Here is a 17644-nt window from a genome sequence, read left to right on the forward strand (position 1 = left end):
CGGAGAGCGGTTCGGCAATCGACTGATCGTGACCCAATTCTGACGTTCTACGCCGCCTCGCTCCAGCCCCCGGCCTTCGCCACCCGCGACGGTAACGCCCGCCCGAGCACCCCCGCGAACCAGGCGTTCGCCGCGATCATCGCCTCCAGATCGACTCCGTTCGCGACCCCGCTGCGGTCGAGCAGGAAGACGAGGTCCTCGGTGGCGATGTTGCCTGTTGCCTTGGGCGCGAACGGGCAGCCGCCGAGGCCGCCGAGGCTGGCGTCGAGGACGTGGACCCCGGCCTGATACGCCGCCCAGGCATTGGCGATGCCGGTGCCGCGCGTGTCGTGAAAGTGAGCGCGCAGCCGGATGCCGGGGACCGCGGTGGCGACGAGCCCGAACAGCTCGCTGACCTGCGCCGGGACCGCGACGCCGATGGTGTCGGCCAGCGCAATCTCGACTGCGCCCGCGTCCGCCATCTGTTCGGCGAGCGCGACCACCGTCGCCGCCGGCACCGCACCCTCGAACGGGCAGCCGAAGGCCGCGGAGATCGTCACCTGCGGCACCAGCCCCGCGTCCGCCGCCAAGCGCAGCATCGCCCGGTTCTCGACGATGCCCTCGGCGATGGACTGGCCCTGGTTGCGCTCGCCGAAGCTGTCCGACGCGACCAGCACGCACCCCGCCTCGTCGACCCCGCGCCGGCCACCCTCGCGCGACGCGATGGCGCGCAGCACGCCGCGCTTGTTGAGGCACAGCCCGATGTAGCTGACGTCCTTGCGGTCGGGCAGCGCCGCGATCACCGCTTCGCCGTCGGCCATCTGGGGAACCCGTGCCGGGTTGACGAACGAGGCCACCTCGATGCGCCGAATGCCGGCATCGAGCACCCGGCCGATCAGCCCGAGCTTGCCAGCGGTGCCGATCACCTCGGCCTCGTTCTGCAGGCCGTCACGCGGCCCGACCTCGACGATTTCGACTTGACGCGGCATTCGTGTCTCCAATCTCAGCTTCATATAGTGCGACTATTTCGCGGTTGTCAGGCGCGGTCGTTCCGCTTCTAAACGCCGGCATGGATGACCTGCTAGAAGACGACCCCCAGCGTCGCGCCGACGCCGTCGCACACGCTCCGATCCCCCAGGCCGAAGCCGAGGCGGCCGTCCGCACCCTGCTGCGCTGGGCCGGCGATGACCCGGACCGCGAGGGGCTGGTCGATACCCCGGCACGCGTGGCGCGGGCCTTCCGCGAGTATTTCCGCGGTTACCTCGAGGACCCCGGCATGCACCTCAGCCGGACCTTCGCGGAGGTCGGCGGCTATGACGAGATCGTGCTGCTCCGCGACATCCCGTTCCAGTCGCACTGCGAACACCACATGGCGCCGATCACCGGCATGGCGCACATCGCCTATTTGCCGCGCAGCCGCGTCGTCGGCATCTCCAAGCTGGCCCGCGTCCTGCACGGCTTCGCGCGCCGCCTGCAGGTCCAGGAGCGCCTGACCGCCGAAGTCGCCGACTGCATCCAGCAGCACCTCGATCCGGTCGGACTCGCCGTCGTCATCGAGGCGACCCACGCCTGCATGAGCGCGCGCGGCGTGATGACCCAGGGCGTCACCATGACCACCAGCCGGATGATGGGCAGCTTCCGCGACGACGACCGCAGCCGCAAGGAAGTGCTTGCGCTGATGGGCCGCGGGTAACCGGGCGGGGCAAAGCGACGAACCACCGGGCGCAAGCGTTCAGTCCGCCGATCCGGTCTGCACGACCGCGACCGAGAAAGACCCCGCTTATGTTCATGTTCGCCACCGGCATCGAGAACTCCAATCCGACGGTCACCGGCCGGCGGGTCGACCAGATGGCGAGCTGCGGCCACTACACCCGCTGGCGCGAAGACTTCGACCTCGTCGAGCAGCTCGGCATCCAGTTCCTGCGCTACGGCCCGCCGATCCACACGACGTGGCTGGGCGAGGGCCGGTATGACTGGGAATTCGCCGACCTGACGCTGGGCGACCTGCGCCGCCGCAACATCGTGCCGATCATCGACCTCTGCCACTTCGGCGTGCCCGACTGGATCGGCGACTTCCAGAACCCGGATTTCGGCCGGTTGTTCGGACGTTATGCAGCCGACTTCGCGCGCCGTTACCCGTGGATCCAGCTGTACACCCCGGTCAACGAGATGTTCATCTGCGCGCTGTTCAGCGGCAAGTACGGCTGGTGGAACGAGGGGCTGGCGACCGACCGCGGCTTCGTTACCGCGCTCAAGCACATCGTCAAGGCGAACGTCCTCGCGATGAGCGCGATCCTCGATGTCCGCCCCGACGCGATCTTCATCCAGTCGGAATCGTCGGAATATTACCACGCTGAGGATCCGCGCGCGATCAAGCCGGCAGAGATCCTGAACTCGATGCGCTTCCTCGGCCTCGACCTGAACTACGGCCGCCGCATCGATTCCGAGATGTTCGAGTACGTCATGGACAACGGCATGAGCCGCGAGGAGTACCAGTTCTTCCTCGACAACCGCTTCAAGCAGCACTGCATCATGGGCAACGACTATTACGTCACCAACGAGCACCGGGTCCGCGCCGACGGCAGCAGCACGGCATCGGGCGAGGTCTTCGGCTACGACGGCATCACCTGGCAATATTACGACCGCTACCGCCTGCCGGTGATGCACACCGAGACCAACATGACCGACAATGCCGAGGGCACGGCCGCGGTGGCGTGGCTGTGGAAGCAGTGGGCGAGCGTGCTCAGGGTCAGGAACGACGGCGTCCCGATCGTCGGTTTCACCTGGTACTCGCTGACCGACCAGGTCGACTGGGACACCGCGCTCAGGGAGGACAACGGCCGGGTCAACGCGGTTGGCCTGTACGACCTCGACCGCAACATCCGCCCGGTCGGCCAGGCCTACAAGCAGCTTATCCAGGACTGGGACAGCGTCCTGCCGATGCAGTCGGTGTGCCTGATCGTGCCGGTGGTGAAGCCGCAGGAGTACGAGGATGCGTGGGCGGTCCGGCGGCGTGACACGGCGCGCCAGTGGCGGCAGCGCAAGTCGACGATGATGGAGCCGACCCAGAACCAGTTCAGCGCGACGGTTTGAAAGGCGCGCGGTCGTTTCGCCGGAATATTGTGACAGCGGCGTAACTGCACGCTAGACTCCGCGATCGGGGCTAAAAACAGGGGGCGTTCGATGACGAAGCTGCTCGGGAATCTCAATACCGCGATCTTGATGGGGCTCGTGCTCCTGTTCATCATGGCGGTCGGGCTGCACAGCGCCGACTTCAGCCACGCCTACGCGACCCCGGTCATGCTGTTCCTCCACGTCCTGTCCGGCATCGTGTGGATCGGCCTTCTGTATTATTTCAACCTCGTGCAGATCCCGACGATGCCCAAGGTCCCCGCCGAGCTGAAGGGCGGCGTCACCAAGTACATCGCGCCCGAGGCGCTGTTCTGGTTCCGCTGGGGCGCGGTCGCGACCCTGGTCACCGGTCTCGGCGTCGCCGGGCTCAAGGGCTACACGGTCGAGGCGTTCACGCTGCAGCCGGGCTACCGCGCCATCGGGCTGGGCATGTATTTAGCGATCTTCATGGCCGCCAACGTCTGGATCATCATCTGGCCAAACCAGCAGCGCGCGCTGGGGCTGGTGCCCGCCGACGACGCCGCCAAGGCGACCAGCGGCCGCATCGCGATGCTCGGCTCGCGCACCAACTTCATCCTGTCGCTGCCGATGCTGTACGGCATGATCACGCAGAACTACCTGGCGAGCTGAGGCGCGCCGCAGCGTTGTCCCGGGCGCCGCTTGTAACCCCGGGCCCCACTGTCATCCCGGGCTTGACCCGGGACACAGCTAACCCCGGGATCGGACTTCGGAAGAAGCTGGGTCCCGGGTCAAGCCCGGGATGACAACGGCGCTCAACCCGCGAACTCGACCGGCGGGCAGCCGCGCGCCCCGTCCGCGTCGAGCTCGAACAACCCGCCCGCCAGCGGCTGAGCCTCCAGCGCGTCGCAGTCGAGCGCCTGCCGCGCGGTGGTGACGAACAGCCGGTCGAGGCCGGGGCCGGCGAAGGCCATGCTGGTGACGTTCGACACCGGCAGGTCGAACTTCGCCAGCACCGCGCCCGCCGGCGACACCCGGCGGACGCAGCAACCGCCCCAGAACGCCACCCACAGGTCGCCGCCGGCGTCGACGGTCATGCCGTCGGGGCTGCCGAAGTCCCTGGGCCACTGCGCGAATACCCGCTTGCCCGCGATGTTGCCGTCCGCCGCGACGTCGAAGGCGTAGGTCGTGCGCGAGCGCGTGTCGCTATGGTACATCACCCGCCCGTCGGGGCTGAACGCAGGGCCGTTGGTGATGCCGTAGTCGCAGTCCTCGGCGGTCCAGCGCAGGTCGGCGTCGACGCGGTACAGGCTGCCCTGCTTGTGGCGCTTGGTGTCGTCCATGGTCCCCGCCCAGAAGCGACCGGCGGGGTCGACCTTGCCGTCGTTGAAGCGGTTGGCGGGCAGGTGCGTCTCGGGCTCGGCGAAGATGTCCCAGCGGCCGGCGACGGGGTCGACCAACGCCAGCCCGGCCTCGGTCCCGGCGATGAAGCCGCCGGCGACGCGCGGCGCGATCGACCCGACCCGCCACGGCGGCGTGAAGCTCGCGTGCTTGCCGGTCGCGGGGTCGAAGCGGTGGACGGCGGGCCGCTCGATGTCGACGAACCACAGTGCCTGGTCGCGCTCGACCCACACCGGCCCCTCGCCGAGCTCGCAGCACAGTGGCCACGCGCATTTCCAGCCGGGGCCGGTCAGTTCGGTTTCCATGAGGTATCCGTCGCTGTTTTTGCACCGCCGACGCTATAGGCTAGACCGCGCGGGCTCAATGGACGGCGAGGGCGTTTAGGGACGATGACCGAGACCGCACCTTCCGCCGCAGCCCCAGCTTCCACCCCCGCCGGCCCGGCCCTCGTCGCCGTCGACTGGGGCACCTCGAACCGCCGGATCTTCACGCTCGACGCCGATGGCAGCGTGCTCGACCGCCACAGCGACGACCACGGCATCCTCAACTGCACCGACTTCCGCGCCGAGGTCGCGGCGATCCGCGCGCGCGCCGGGGGTGCACCGGTCCTGATGGCCGGGATGATCGGGTCGAACCGTGGCTGGGTCGAGGTGCCGTATGTCGCCGCGCCTGCCGGCCTTGCCGCGATCGCCGCGGGCATCAAGTGGATCGAGCCCGGCGTCGGCATCGTCCCCGGGGTCGCCTACCACGACGGGTTGGCGGCGGACGTGATGCGCGGCGAGGAGGTCCAGATCGTCGGCGCGCTGGCGCTCGGCCTGATCGGCGACGGGCTCGCGGCCCATCCCGGCACCCACGGCAAATGGGTCGAGGTCGTCGACCACCACATCGCGCGCTTCCGGACGGTGATGACCGGCGACATCTTCGCGGCGCTCAAGGCGAAGTCGATCCTCAGCGACCTGCTGGTCCACGAGGCCGGGACCGGCGATGCCTTCGTCGCGGGCGTCGACCACGGCCTCGCGCAGACCGACCTGACCGCCGAACTGTTCACCGTCCGCGCTCGCGTCCTGCTCGGCGCGGCCCGTGCCGAGGACGCCGCGAGCTATGTCTCCGGGCTGCTGATCGGCAGCGAGGTCCGCACCGGCCTCGGACGGCTGCGCGCCGATATCGTGCCCGTGATCGGCACCCCCGAACTGACCGAGCGCCTCGCCATCGCGCTCGGCCGCGCCAGCCGCACCGCGCTGATCGTGGACGGCGAGACGGTGTTCATCGCGGGCATCCGCGCCATCGCCGACGCCGCCGCCAAGGCCGCGGACGCCGCCCCGGGAGCCGCCACTTGAGCGCCGTCCAGATCTTCCGCGGCCACCTCCGGGCCTGCCCGCTGATCGCCATCGTCCGCGGCCTCGCCCCCGAGGAGGCCGAGGCGGTCGGTGCGGCGCTGATCGAGGCCGGCATCCGCATCATCGAGGTGCCGCTCAACTCGCCGCGCCCGTTCGACAGCATCGGGCTGCTGGCGAAGCGCTTCGGGGGCGACGCGACGATCGGCGCCGGCACCGTGCTCGACCCGGCCGACGTCGCGCGGGTCCAGTCGGCAGGCGGCGTCCTGACGGTCTCGCCTAACACCGCGCTGCCGGTGATCGAGGCCACCGTCGCCGCTAACATGGTCGCCGCGCCCGGCTTCTTCACCCCGAGCGAAGCCTTTGCCGCGCTCGGCGCCGGAGCGCACGCCCTCAAGCTGTTCCCCGCCGAAGCCACGACGCCGGCCGTCGCTAGGGCGCTGCTCGCGGTGCTGCCCAAGGGCACCGACCTGATCATCGTCGGCGGCGTCGGTCCCGACACGATGCAGCCGTGGCTGGCGGCAGGCGCGACCGGCTTCGGTCTAGGCTCGGGGCTGTTCACGCCGGGGCGGAGCGCGGCGGAGGTCGGGGCGAAGGCGCGGGCGTATGTGGCGGGGTTGGCGCGCGGCTGAGCGCGCCACGATCCCCAATTGTCATCCCGGCGAACGCCGGGACCCAGCTTGACCGCGTGAACCGGGCTTTGACTTTGTGGGGCAACTGGGTCCCGGCGTTCGCCGGGATGGCAATGGGGCTCCGCAAACCCATTCATCCCCGGTAGCCCGGACCGGCGCATTGGGTCTCCACCAACACGGGAGACCCCAATGAAACGCCTGACCTCATTGACCGCCCTCGCCGCGACGCTCTGCCTGAGTGTCACGCCGGCGCTTGCGCAAAGCCGTGGCGACGAGGCTCGCTTCGAGGCTGCCCAGCAGCGCTTCGCCAACGAGCTGAACATCTTCCGCGGCGAGTTCGACCGCTACCAGCGCGCCCGCGCCAATGGCCCGCAGGGGCGCTATTACCCGCAGGGCGGCCCCGGCTATGGCGGCCCGCCCCCGGGCTACAACGACGACCGCGACGAGGGTGGCTACGACCCCGGCCGCTACTACCGCGACGGGCCGAGCTACCAGGAGCGCGTGCTGGCGCAGGACGACCGCGTCTACCGCGGCAACGACGGGCGCTATTATTGCAAGCGTGTTGCCTCACGAGAAGATGTTCCCGAGCGGTGATGCCGTTGCCTCACCAGAGTGTTCCCCTACGCCGATCACCAGGCGAGGTCGATTCCCGGTTGATGGGACGCTGTGGAGCGGAGCCGTAGGCGAAGCGGAGCAGCGTCCCATCAACCTTCGACTAGCACCGACACCGGCATCGCCGTATCCGTAGGAGATTCCGCCGCCAGCCCGGAATGAGTGAACACCAGTGCGTGAGCGTATTCGGACCGCCAGACCTTAAGGCGGCGCTGGACGGTACGGATCAGGCCATCGGGATAGTTGTCGGGCCGCTCGACCTGAAGTTTTTCCAGCAGCTCCCTGCCGGTGCGCCACGGCTCGTCCTCGAACCAGCGCTTCAACTGCTCGCTCACCTCGATCAGCGGATCGGGACGGCGACGACCGCGCTTGATGACCGGTTTATTGGATGCAGTCGGTCGCGCTTCACCGCCCTGCCATATCGTTTGCAAGCTGGAGAGGAACGCGTCCAATGGTGGGGCCGCGGGCTGCTCGCTCACCGGTACTGGGCTGACCATGTCGGCAAGGGCGACCAGCCGCTGTTGGGCCGCCCTGATATCGCGCAGCAAGCGGACGGGATCGAGGTCGGCAAAGATCGCACGCACGCGTGTCCGGGTCTTATCAGATACCCGCGGATCGTCGAGCAACCGCTGATAGGGCGTCGCTGGTGCATGATAGCGCTTGCGAACCCGCGCACCGTCGCGGTGCTTCTCGGCCAGCTTGAACGAGGGCTGGAAGAAGTTCACGAACAGGCGCGACGCCGCGTACAGCTCAGCCAGCGCAACGGTCGCCTCCAGCCCCTCGAAGCGACGATAGCCAGCCAGGCGGCGCACGACTGATCCGTTCTTTTGCTCCACCCATGCCTGGTCGTTCTTGCGATAGGGTCGGCAGCGCGTGAACGCGATGTCGGAGGCAGCGCAGTAATCGCGCACCGTCTCGTTGATGAAGACGCTATCGTTGTCAGTGTCGAACCCCAGCAGCGGGAACGGCATCAGCCTGCGCACCTCGCTAAGCACCGCGACGAGCACCGTCTGCTCGCGAACCAGTAGCGGCGCGCACTCAGTCCAGCCGGTCGCGATGTCAGTCAACGTGAACGTCCACGCAAAGCTTCCCTTCGCGACCGGACCGCTGTGCGATACGAGATCGGCTTCGACATACCCCGGTGCCGGATTGTCCCAGTCGTCAAACGTCCTGATCGGTACGCTTTGCCGGAGCGCCGTTCCCGCGACACCACGTCGCCGCGGTTTGCGATTACCGGCCTTTGCGGCGCGAAGCACGCGATCGATCGTTGCCGCGCTCATCTTCGTCAGCTGCGACCTCACCGCCGGCGCCAAGTCCAGATGGCCATGGCGCTCCATCGCCTCCAGCAGGATCGGAATGAGCGGTCGCAATCGCTTGCCGCACAGCCGATCCGCCGCCTCCCAGAGCACGATAAGCGCGGTCCGGGCCGCCTCGTCGTAGATCCGACGCTCGATGCGGACGTTCGCCGTCGTGACCGCGGGGCCCGCCCGCATCAGCCGCATCGCATGCTTGCGGTGAAATCCCGTCACCGCAACGAACTCGTCCAGCACCCGGCCCTTGCTTGCTCGATCAGCCGATCGGTACCGTTCGCTGATCGCAGCGACCAGCTCCGTACGCGTTGCCATGCTCACCGTCCTCATAGCTCGCTCCCGAACAATCTCGAGAGCATTTTAAATGAGGCAACGACCCCCGCCGCGGGAGCAAATCAGGCGAGGCAATGCGCAAGCGCAACGACGGCACCACCGGGCTGATCGTCGGCGCGGTCGGCGGCGGCATCCTGGGGAACGTCATCGACGGCGGCCACTCGCGCGCCGCGGGGACGCTGATCGGCGGTGCGCTCGGTGCGATCGCGGGCAAGGCGGTCGACCAGAACAACGCCCAGGTGCGCTGCCGCTAGGCGCGCGCGCGACCACTCGGAGGGCGTTACCCCCGTTGTCATCCCGGGCTTGACCCGGGACCCAGCTAATCACGGAGTCCGAGCGCCGGGGTAGCTGGGTCCCGGGTCGAGCCCGGGATGACAATGGCGCCGGCGATGACTGCAGGGGCAATTGCCGGTGTTGTCCGCTGTCCTACGCCGAACCTATCCGGTACACTCACGGCATGGAACCGAATTGTCCGCCTCGCCCCGACGCCAATCTTTATAGTGCGTTACCCCGCACAAGCGTAAAGTTCCTAACGCTTGCGGCGTCGCAGTGCCCGCTAACCCCGCGCGAAGACGCGCTCGATGACGCCGGCATAGATCGCCTGCAGCGCCACGATATCGGCGACGGGCACCGACTCGTCGATCTTGTGCATGCTGGCGCCGACCAGTCCGAACTCGATGACCGGGCACAGGCGGCGGATGAAGCGCGCGTCGGAGGTGCCGCCCGTGGTCGACAGCTCGGGGCGGCGGCCGGTGACCGCCGCAACCGCGTCGCCGACGATATCCGACAGGTCGCCGGGTTCGGTCAGGAAGGCCTCGCCGGAGATGCGCACCGTCACTTCGGCGCGGGGCGCATGAGTGGCGACGACGCCGCGCAGCCACGCCTCGAGTGCGATACCCTCGTGGGTGTCGTTGAAGCGGATGTTGAGTCGGGCGTGGGCTTCGGCGGGGATGATGTTGGTCGACGGGTTGCCGACGCCGAGGTCGACGATCTCGAGGTTCGACGGCTGGAACCAGTCGTTGCCGTCGTCGAGCACGCGGGCCTTCAGCTCGGCGCAGATCGCGACCAGGCGGCTGACCGGGTTGTCGGCACGGTCGGGGTAGGCGACGTGGCCCTGCGTGCCGTGGACGGTGATCCAGGCGTTCAGCGACCCGCGCCGGCCGATCTTAACGGTGTCCCCCAGCACCACGGCGCTGGTCGGCTCGCCGACGAGGCAATAGTCGGGGACGAGGTTGCGCGCCGCCATCCAGGCCAGCAGCGGCGCGGTGCCGAAGGTTGCCGGGCCTTCCTCGTCGCCGGTGATGATCAGGCTGATGCGTCCCCCTCGCGTGGCAGCGACGGCGGCAGCGGCGAAGGCAGCGACCGCGCTCTTCATGTCGGCGGCACCGCGCCCGTGCAGGCGCCCGTCGACGACCGCGCCGTCGAAGGGCGGCGACGTCCACGCTTCGGTGTCCCCGGCGGGAACGACGTCGGTGTGGCCGGCGAAGGCGAAGTGCGGGTGGCCGTTGCCGGCGGGGTCGGCGATCGTCGCGAAGAGGTTGTCGATCGGGCCGTCGGGGGCTTCGCCGAACGGCAGGCGGTAGACTGTGAAGCCGTGCGCCTCGAGTGCGGCGGCCAGAACGTCCTGCGCGCCTGCGTCGGCAGGCGTCACGCTCGCGCAGCGGATCAGGTCCCGCGCCAGCTCGACCGCGTCGATCACGCCGGCACGCCGCCCGACTTGAGGTAGCGCGCAAACGGGTAGGTCTCGGCCTTGGCGGCCGTGGTCCATTCGACCATCCACGGATGCGCCGCGACCGCCTCGGCGTAGGCACGGGCGGTGTCGCTCATCGGCAGGCCGTAGGTGCGGAAGCGGGTGACGACCGGGGCGTACATCGCGTCCGCCGCACCGAATGCGCCGAACAGATATGGCCCCTCGTGGGCGACATCGGTGTGCGTCCCGAAAACCTCGCGGGCCTGGCTCCACAGCGCATCGATGCGGGCGACATCGGCAAGCACCGCGTCGTCGGCGACGAAGCCGGGGTAGTTCTGCTTGAGGTCCATCGAGCACTCGGAGCGCAGCGCCTGGAAGCCGCCGTGCATCTCCGCCGCCATCGAGCGAGCGAGGGCCCGCGCCGCCAGCCCGTGCGGCCAGAAGTGCCCGCGGCTGAGGCGGCTCTCGCGGACCCGGTCGGCGAGCCAGTCGATGATCGCCAGGCTGTCCCAGACCGGGATGTCGCCGTCCCAGATCACCGGCACCTTGCCCGACGGCAGGTCGCCCTTGGACGCACCCGAGTCCCACTCCGGCGTATCCATCGGTAGCACCTCGGTCTCGAAGTCGAGCGCCGACAGCTTGCATGCCAGCCAGCCCCGCAGCGACCAGCTCGAATAGGCCCGGTTCCCGATGATCAGCCTGAGCATGCGTGTCTCCCCAAGTCGTGCCGGCTAGTCGTTGACCGCGCTCATCACCGCCGCCCGCAGCTCCGGGATGCCGGTGCCCTTCTCGCTGCTCGTGCCGAGCAGGGTCGGGTACGCCGCCGGGTGCTTCGCCGCCTCCGCCGCGACCTTGGCGAGCGTCGCCGCAAGCTCGGTCGGCTTGATCTTGTCGGCCTTGGTCAGGGTGATCTGGTAGCTGACCGCGGCCTTGTCGAGCAGCGCCATGATCTGCGCATCGACAGGCTTGATGCCGTGGCGGGCGTCGATCAGCAGCAGCACGCGCTTCAGCACGGCGCGACCGCGCAGATAGTCGAAGACCAGGTCCTGCCACTTGCGGACGATGTCCTTGGGCGCTTCCGCATAGCCGTAGCCGGGCATGTCGATCAGGCGGAAGGCCAGCGGCTCGCCGACGTCGAAGACGTTCAGCTCCTGCGTCCGGCCCGGCGTGTTCGAGGTCCGCGCCAGCCCCTGCCGCCCGGTCAGAGCGTTGAGCAGCGACGACTTGCCGACGTTGGAGCGGCCGGCGAAGGCGATCTCGGGAACCAGCGCATCGGGGAGGAACTCGAGCGCCGGGGCCGACAGCTTGAACTCTATTGGCCCGGTGAAGATACGGCGCGCGTCCTCGAGCTTCCACAGCCGCGCGCGCTCCTCCTCCTTCGGGTCGACAGCGTCCGCAGCACCGAAGCCGGGGTCGTCGCTCACTTGGCCACGACCGGCGGTGTCGCCGGCATCGGGTACTTGCGCAGCATGAACCACTGCTGCGCGATAGAGAGCAGGTTGTTGGTCGTCCAGTACAGCTGAAGGCCGGCCGCGAACGGCGCCATGATGAACATGAACACCCACGGCATCAGCGCGAACACCTGCTTCTGGACCGGGTCCATGACCGCCGGGTTGAGCTTCTGCTGGAGCCACATGGTGATGCCGAGCAGGATCGGCAGGATACCGAGCGCGATCATGTGCGGCGGCTGCCACGGTATCAGCCCGAACAGGTTGAGCGGCGTCACCGGGTCCGGCGCGCTGAGGTCGTGGATCCACAAAACGAACGGCTGGTGGCGCATCTCGGTGGAGATCAGCAGCGTCTTGTACAGCGCGTAGAACACCGGGATCTGGACCATCACCGGCAGGCAGCCGGCGACGGGGTTAACCTTCTCCTTGGCGTACAGCGCCATCATCTCTTGCTGGAGCTTGGGCTTGTCGTCCTTGTACTGCTCCTGCAGCGCCTTCAGCCGCGGCGCGACGATCCGCATCTTGGCCATCGACGCGAACTGCTTGCTGGCGATCGGGAACATCAGGGTACGGATGACCAGCGTCAGCCCGATGATCGCGAGGCCGAAGTTGCCGGTGAGCTTGAACAGGAAGCTGAGCAGTTCGTAGATCGGCTGGGCGATGACGCGGAACCAGCCCCAGTCGACGGCGCGCTCGAACAGCGGGATGCCGAGGGTGTCGCGGTAGCGGCTCAGCGTCTCGACCTCCTTGGCACCGGCGAACAGCCGGGTGGTGACGGTCGCAGTGGCGCCGGGCGCGACACTGACCGGCGCGGTCTGCAGGTCGGTCTGGAAGCGCTCGCCGGGTGCCGAGGCGAAGCGCATCGATACCGGCGCGCGCTGGTCGGGAATCAGCGCCGCGAGCCAGTACTTCTCGGTAATGCCAAGCCAGCCACCGGTCGTCGTCGCGGTCTTGGGGCCTTCCTCGATCAGCTTCTTGAAACCGACGTCGGTGTCGTGAAGGACGCCGCCGTAGACCCCGAGCGGCCCGACATGGAGGTTGTAGGCGTCCTTCTCATGCCCCTCGCCGGTGCGCGAGACGAGGCCGAACGGACGCACGGCGAGCGGCGTCGTGCCGGTGTTGCGGACGCGCTGCTCGGCGGTGAACATCCACTCGGGATCGACGTGCAGGACGATCTCGAAGACCGCGCCGGTCGGGCCGGTGGTGGACAGCGTGATCGGCGTGGTCGGCGTCAGGGTGCCGGTCGCGGTCCACAGCGCATCGGCGGCGGGGGCGCCGGTGCCGGTCCAGCCGAACTGCGCGAAATAGGCGTCGGTGGTGCCGCTCGGGCTGAACAGCCGCACCGGCGGTGAGTTCTTCTCGATGCCCTGGGCGTAGGTCTTGAGGATCAGGTCGTCGATCCGCGCACCGCGCAGGTTGATCGTGCCGCCAAGCTTGGGGGTGTCGATGCGGACCCGGGGCGAGGCACCCACCGCGGTCGCGACCGGCAACACTGCACCGGGGGCGAGTTGCGGACCGCTGCCGGGCACGGTCAGCGTCGGCGATCCCGGCGTCGCCGGCGCAGTTGCATGCGTCACCGGCTTCGGTGTCGGGAAGAAGCGGTCGGACAGGAAGGTCCAGCCGAGCAGCACCAGCGCCGACAGGGCGATGGCGAGGATCATGTTGCGTTGGTCGGTCACTCAGGGACTTTCGGCGTCGGAACTTTCGGGAATGCGGGGGTGCCTTAGCCGATCAGGGCACCGGGTCATAGCCCGACCCGCCCCATGGGTGGCAGCGGCAGACCCGCCGGGTGCCGAGCCACAGCCCCCTGAGCGCGCCGTGCTTCTCGATCGCACCGATCGCATAGGCCGAGCAGGAGGGCTGGAAGCGGCAGGACGGCGGCAGGATTCGGCTCGGGCCGAGCTGCCACGCCCGGATCGGCGCGGTCAGCACGGTGGTCAGTAGGCTGTTGGTCACGAGCTTGGCGCGCACCGGGCCAGCGCCTTCCTCAGATCGTCGGCCATCGCGGCGAAGTCGCGGGTCAGGCCGTCGGAGCGCCCGATCAGGACGTGGTCGGCGCCCGCCACGCCCGATACCGGCAGGACTTCGCGGGCAAGGGCACGCAGGCGGCGCTTCAGGCGGCTGCGGACGACGCTGTTGCCGATCTTCTTGGTCACCGTGAAGCCGGCGCGCATCGTCGAATCGTCGTCGCCGCGCTGGCGGACCAGCACCACGAAGGCCGGCGAGGGTGCCCGCCGGCCTGTGTTCGCGGAAAGGAAATCGCACCTCAGGCCGATCGTCGGCAGCCCGGCGAGGACGCGGCCCGTAACTAGGCGCTCAGCTTGGAGCGGCCCTTGGCGCGGCGGTTGGCCAGCACCTTGCGGCCACCGGGGGTCGCCATGCGCGTACGGAAGCCGTGGCGACGGGCGCGGACCAGCTTGCTCGGTTGAAAGGTGCGCTTCATGGTGTCGTTCCCGATAGTCTTGGCTTGATACCCCGCCGACGGCAGGGCTGATCGAATTGAAGGCGGGGCGTTACCGGCAGGACCGGCAAAAGTCAATTGCGCGTTACCTGGCGTGGAGTCTGGCAGTGGAATCTGCTAGCGATTCCGCGGGAGCCCGAGGTTCCCGGCAATAAGGGAACAAGCGATGCATCACTTGCGCAATCTCGCTCTCGCCGCGACCGCCGCCCTTACCTTCAGCAGCTCTGCCATAGCCGCCGACCCGATGGTCAAGAGCGGCACGATCACGATCAGCGAGACCCAGTTCGGCTTCCTCGTCGGCGGCAGCACCGGCGGTGGCACGCTCCGGTACAAGGGCAAGTCCCACGCCTTCAAGATCGGCGGTCTCGCGGTCGGCAACATCGGTGTCTCGAAGGTTCGCGGTGCCGGCACGGTCTATAACCTGCACAGCCTGTCGGACTTCGCCGGCACCTATTCGAAGCTCGAGGCGAGCGCGACGCTGGGCAAAGGCGAGGGTGCGCTGACCCTCAAGAACGACAAGGGCGTCGTCCTCAAGCTCAACACGAGCTCGGGCGGCCTGCAGCTCAGCGCCGGTGCCGGCGGCGTGAAGATCAAGTTGAAGTAGGCGTTCCCGCGTAAGCGGGCCACCGTCATCGGCCACCGTCATCCCCGCCTACGCGGGGATGACGAATGGGCGCGCCCTCGTCTTACTGCATGAACCAGCCGTGGCTGACGACGATGCTCTGTCCGGTCAGCGCGTTGCTCGGAAAGGCCGCCAGGAACAGCGCGGTCTGGGCGACGTCGTCGACGGTGGTGAACTCCCCGTCGACGGTTTCCTTGAGCATGACGTTCTTGACGACGTCGGCCTCTGAAATCCCGAGTTCCTTCGCCTGCTCGGGGATCTGCTTCTCGACCAGCGGGGTCCGCACGAAGCCAGGGCAGATGACGTTGGCGCGGACATTGTGGGCCGCGCCCTCCTTGGCGACGACTTTCGACAATCCGACCAGCCCGTGCTTGGCGGTGACATAGGGCGCCTTCAGCACCGACGCCTCCTTGGAGTGCACCGAGCCCATGTAGATGACGCTGCCGCCGCGGCCCTGCGCGTACATGTGGCGCAGCGCGGCGCGCGTTGTCAGGAACGCACCGTCGAGGTGGATCGCCAGCAGCTTCTTCCAGTCGGCAAACTTATAGGTCTCGAGCGGCCCGACGATCTGGATGCCGGCGTTCGAGACGAGGATGTCGATGCCGCCGAACTTGGCGGCGACGGCGTCGATGCCGGAGTCGACCTGATCCTCCTGGGTGACGTCCATGGCGACGCCCATGGCACGCTCGCCCGACGGGTCGAACTCGAGTGCGGTGGCATTGGCCGCGTCGATGTTGAGGTCGGCGATCGCGACCTTGGCACCGGCGTCGAGGAAGACCTTGGCGATGTCCTTGCCGATACCGCTGGCGGCTCCGGTGACGACGGCGACCTTGTCCTTGAGATTCATGGGGATGGCGTCCTTTTACTTGGCGATGGGTTGGACCGCGGCCGGGGCGGAGGTGGCGGGCTCATCGTGATGCGGGGTGGTGAAGTCGTAGACCTCGACGCCGTGGGCTGCGGTCGGCAGAGTCAGCACCTCGGGGTGGGAGAGGGTATGGACCGCGTCGCGGTGTCCGGCGCGCCAATGCTCCTCCATCGTACGCCGCGAGAACTCGTAATCCTTCGACTGGCCCTCGTAAGTCGGCGAGCGGTAGACGAGCTGGACGATGTTGAACACGGCCGGGTCGGAGGCTTCCGTGAGCAGCTTCGCCTGTGGGCTCGCCTTGAGGTCGTCGGGCATCTGCGCAAGCAGCTCGTTGAAGGCGGCACGAAGCTCCTGCGTGCGGCGGAAGGCGTCGGTCGCGGCGCGGGTCCGGCTGGAGAACTGCACCTCCTTCATCCGCACCGCGACGGCGGCGAGGTCGGTCGGCATCTCGCCGCGGGCGCTCCACAGGTCGACCTGGAGGACGAGCGTGTCGAGGTCGGAGCGTGACGACAGCACCCAGTCGAGCGGGGTGTTGGAGACCATGCCGCCGTCCCAGTAGAACTCGCCGTCGATCTCGATGGCGGGGAACGCCGGCGGCAGCGCGCCCGAGGCCATGATGTGCTCGGCGCGGATGACGTCGGTGGCGTTGTCGAAATAGGCGAAGTTGCCGGTCGCGACGTTGACCGCGCCGACACTGAACCGAGTCCCACCGGCATTGATCCGGTCGAAGTCGACAAGGCCCTCCAGCGTCGTCTTGAGCGCCGCGGTGTCGTACCAGCTCGTCGCGTCCGCGCCGCCGCTCGCGAGGTAGGGCGGCGGAAAGCGCGGCGTGAAGAAGCCGCGGACGCCGTTCGACATCACCGCTCCGGCGGCGAGCGAGTTGGCGAAGCCGCGCGCCTTGTCGCCGTGCAGGAGCCCCGACCAGAAATTGCCGAGCCCGCCGTCGCCGGCGTCGCTGACCAGCTCCCAGAACGCGCGCAGCTTGGCGACGCGGTCGCTCACCGGGTTGCCGGCAATTATCGCGCTGTTGATCGCGCCGATCGAGATGCCCGCAATCCACGTCGGCTCGATATTATGTTCGATAAGCGCCTCGTAGACGCCGGCCTGGTAGGCACCGAGGGCACCCCCGCCTTGGAGCAGCAGCGCGACGCTCTCGAACGGCGTCGCGCACCACTTGCGCGTCTCACGCGGCGCGCTGCGGGGGCGGTGCCTACTCACGCTCGGGCACCGGCACGTTGAAGCCGTTGAGCGTCGTCGAGACCATCGCGTACAGACCGACGAGGTAGATCATCTCGTTGAGGCCGTGCTGCCCGAAGGTCTTGAGCGCGAGCGCGTAGATCGGCTCGGGCAGGGTGCCGCCGCGGACCAGCGCGTAGGCGAGGTCGAAGGCGATGCTTTCCTCCGGGCTGAAGTCGGCGGGCTTCAGGTCGGCGGTGATCGTCGCGAGGCGCTCCGGGCTCATGCCCTCGCGTTCGGCGACCGCAATGTGGGCGTAAAGCTCGTATGCCGCGTCGAACTTCGCGCCGACCACGAGGATGACGATCTGCCGGATCGGGTCGGGCAAAGTCGCCTGCGCGGTCATCGCCAGCGTCAGGTTCCAGATCGCCTTGCCGATCACCGGTTCGTGGAGCCATGGATTCCACGGCCCCATCAGCGCGCCGTCCTCGCGCTCGACCTTGAAGGCGTTGAAGTTACTGGCGATGCCCTTGCGCATATCCTCGTAGAGAGGCTTCTGTTCTGGCGTCAGGTCGGCGGGAGCGATGAGTGGCAGGCGCATACGGCGTTACCTCGGAGTCGATGTTGCGACGCAGCATGTACGCCGATGATGACGTTTCAGCCAACCGTATCGGCGTGATTTTCAGGACGT

At 68.2% G+C, this 17644-nt stretch carries 21 protein-coding genes; 8 read left to right on the forward strand and 13 right to left on the reverse strand.

The annotated features are described in order from the left end of the window. Nucleotides 1–47: 47 nt before the first annotated feature. Nucleotides 48–968 (reverse strand): hydroxymethylglutaryl-CoA lyase, encoded by a 921-nt coding sequence (locus tag KX816_00455; GenBank protein QXQ06600.1) that lies wholly within the window; start codon nt 966–968, stop codon nt 48–50. Between the two features lie 80 nt (nt 969–1048). Between KX816_00455 and folE the strand changes: the two genes are divergently transcribed. From folE to KX816_00470, 3 genes are all read left to right on the forward strand, one after another. After that, nucleotides 1049–1672 carry a GTP cyclohydrolase I FolE gene (gene folE / locus KX816_00460; GenBank protein ID QXQ06601.1) on the forward strand — a complete coding sequence of 208 codons (624 nt, stop codon included), beginning with the start codon at nt 1049–1051 and terminating at the stop codon, nt 1670–1672. 89 nt (nt 1673–1761) lie between these two features. Beyond that, entirely contained in the window at nt 1762–3072 is a 1311-nt protein-coding gene (locus tag KX816_00465) for a family 1 glycosylhydrolase (GenBank protein ID QXQ06602.1), read from the forward strand. 90 nt (nt 3073–3162) lie between these two features. Beyond that, nucleotides 3163–3741: a urate hydroxylase PuuD gene (locus KX816_00470; protein ID QXQ06603.1), complete on the forward strand. Its 579-nt coding sequence runs from the start codon at nt 3163–3165 to the stop codon at nt 3739–3741. Nucleotides 3742–3884: 143 nt separating this feature from the next. Here KX816_00470 and KX816_00475 read toward each other — a convergent pair whose 3' ends face one another. Continuing rightward, entirely contained in the window at nt 3885–4775 is an 891-nt protein-coding gene (locus KX816_00475; GenBank protein ID QXQ06604.1) for an SMP-30/gluconolactonase/LRE family protein, read from the reverse strand. An 84-nt stretch (nt 4776–4859) separates the two neighbouring features. On the opposite strand from KX816_00475, the gene KX816_00480 reads away from it, so the two are divergent. The 3 genes from KX816_00480 to KX816_00490 all read left to right on the forward strand — a co-directional run bounded on the left by KX816_00480 (nt 4860) and on the right by KX816_00490 (nt 7030). Then, the gene (locus KX816_00480; GenBank protein QXQ06605.1) at nt 4860–5807 is read left to right on the forward strand and encodes a 2-dehydro-3-deoxygalactonokinase; all 948 of its coding nucleotides are present in this window, start codon (nt 4860–4862) and stop codon (nt 5805–5807) included. Further along, the gene (locus tag KX816_00485) at nt 5804–6436 is read left to right on the forward strand and encodes a 2-dehydro-3-deoxy-6-phosphogalactonate aldolase (GenBank protein QXQ06606.1); all 633 of its coding nucleotides are present in this window, start codon (nt 5804–5806) and stop codon (nt 6434–6436) included. The genes KX816_00480 and KX816_00485 overlap by 4 nt, the downstream gene beginning before the upstream one ends. A 189-nt stretch (nt 6437–6625) precedes the next feature. Then, the gene (locus KX816_00490; protein QXQ08720.1) at nt 6626–7030 is read left to right on the forward strand and encodes a hypothetical protein; all 405 of its coding nucleotides are present in this window, start codon (nt 6626–6628) and stop codon (nt 7028–7030) included. A 110-nt stretch (nt 7031–7140) separates the two neighbouring features. Here KX816_00490 and KX816_00495 read toward each other — a convergent pair whose 3' ends face one another. Then, a complete protein-coding gene (locus tag KX816_00495; protein ID QXQ06607.1) occupies nt 7141–8688 on the reverse strand; it encodes a DDE-type integrase/transposase/recombinase in 1548 nt (515 codons plus the stop codon). 77 nt (nt 8689–8765) lie between these two features. Here KX816_00495 and KX816_00500 point away from each other — a divergent pair, with 77 nt between their 5' ends. Then, a complete protein-coding gene (locus tag KX816_00500; protein ID QXQ06608.1) occupies nt 8766–8945 on the forward strand; it encodes a glycine zipper 2TM domain-containing protein in 180 nt (59 codons plus the stop codon). Between the two features lie 302 nt (nt 8946–9247). Here KX816_00500 and dapE read toward each other — a convergent pair whose 3' ends face one another. From dapE to rpmH, 7 genes are all read right to left on the reverse strand, one after another. Beyond that, entirely contained in the window at nt 9248–10459 is a 1212-nt protein-coding gene (dapE, locus tag KX816_00505) for a succinyl-diaminopimelate desuccinylase (GenBank protein QXQ06609.1), read from the reverse strand. Next, a complete protein-coding gene (locus tag KX816_00510) occupies nt 10387–11088 on the reverse strand; it encodes a glutathione S-transferase (protein ID QXQ06610.1) in 702 nt (233 codons plus the stop codon). The genes dapE and KX816_00510 overlap by 73 nt, the downstream gene beginning before the upstream one ends. Nucleotides 11089–11112: 24 nt before the next feature. Next, nucleotides 11113–11739 (reverse strand): ribosome biogenesis GTP-binding protein YihA/YsxC, encoded by a 627-nt coding sequence (gene yihA, locus KX816_00515; GenBank protein QXQ08316.1) that lies wholly within the window; start codon nt 11737–11739, stop codon nt 11113–11115. A 62-nt stretch (nt 11740–11801) separates the two neighbouring features. Then, complete coding sequence (yidC, locus tag KX816_00520; GenBank protein QXQ06611.1) at nt 11802–13508, reverse strand: membrane protein insertase YidC; 1707 nt, start codon at nt 13506–13508, stop codon at nt 11802–11804. Between the two features lie 52 nt (nt 13509–13560). Continuing rightward, nucleotides 13561–13758 carry a membrane protein insertion efficiency factor YidD gene (yidD, locus tag KX816_00525; protein ID QXQ08317.1) on the reverse strand — a complete coding sequence of 66 codons (198 nt, stop codon included), beginning with the start codon at nt 13756–13758 and terminating at the stop codon, nt 13561–13563. Between the two features lie 23 nt (nt 13759–13781). Continuing rightward, nucleotides 13782–14105 (reverse strand): ribonuclease P protein component, encoded by a 324-nt coding sequence (gene rnpA, locus KX816_00530; GenBank protein QXQ08318.1) that lies wholly within the window; start codon nt 14103–14105, stop codon nt 13782–13784. A 32-nt stretch (nt 14106–14137) separates the two neighbouring features. Next, on the reverse strand, nt 14138–14272 hold the full coding sequence (gene rpmH, locus KX816_00535; protein ID QXQ06612.1) for a 50S ribosomal protein L34: 135 nt from the start codon (nt 14270–14272) through the stop codon (nt 14138–14140). Between the two features lie 184 nt (nt 14273–14456). Between rpmH and KX816_00540 the strand changes: the two genes are divergently transcribed. After that, nucleotides 14457–14894: a hypothetical protein gene (locus tag KX816_00540; protein ID QXQ06613.1), complete on the forward strand. Its 438-nt coding sequence runs from the start codon at nt 14457–14459 to the stop codon at nt 14892–14894. Between the two features lie 82 nt (nt 14895–14976). Here the strand turns inward: KX816_00540 and KX816_00545 are convergent, their stop codons facing one another. The 3 genes from KX816_00545 to KX816_00555 are packed head-to-tail and all read right to left on the reverse strand — an operon-like array spanning nt 14977 to nt 17554. Beyond that, the gene (locus tag KX816_00545) at nt 14977–15759 is read right to left on the reverse strand and encodes a 3-hydroxybutyrate dehydrogenase (protein ID QXQ06614.1); all 783 of its coding nucleotides are present in this window, start codon (nt 15757–15759) and stop codon (nt 14977–14979) included. A 15-nt stretch (nt 15760–15774) separates the two neighbouring features. After that, entirely contained in the window at nt 15775–16995 is a 1221-nt protein-coding gene (locus KX816_00550) for a patatin-like phospholipase family protein (GenBank protein QXQ06615.1), read from the reverse strand. Next, a complete protein-coding gene (locus tag KX816_00555) occupies nt 16988–17554 on the reverse strand; it encodes a carboxymuconolactone decarboxylase family protein (GenBank protein ID QXQ06616.1) in 567 nt (188 codons plus the stop codon). Before KX816_00555 ends, KX816_00550 begins: the two co-directional genes overlap by 8 nt. Between the last annotated feature and the right edge of the window lie 90 nt (nt 17555–17644).

The organism is Sphingosinicellaceae bacterium (genome assembly GCA_019285715.1).
In the GTDB taxonomy this organism is placed as follows: Bacteria; Pseudomonadota; Alphaproteobacteria; order Sphingomonadales; family Sphingomonadaceae; genus Glacieibacterium.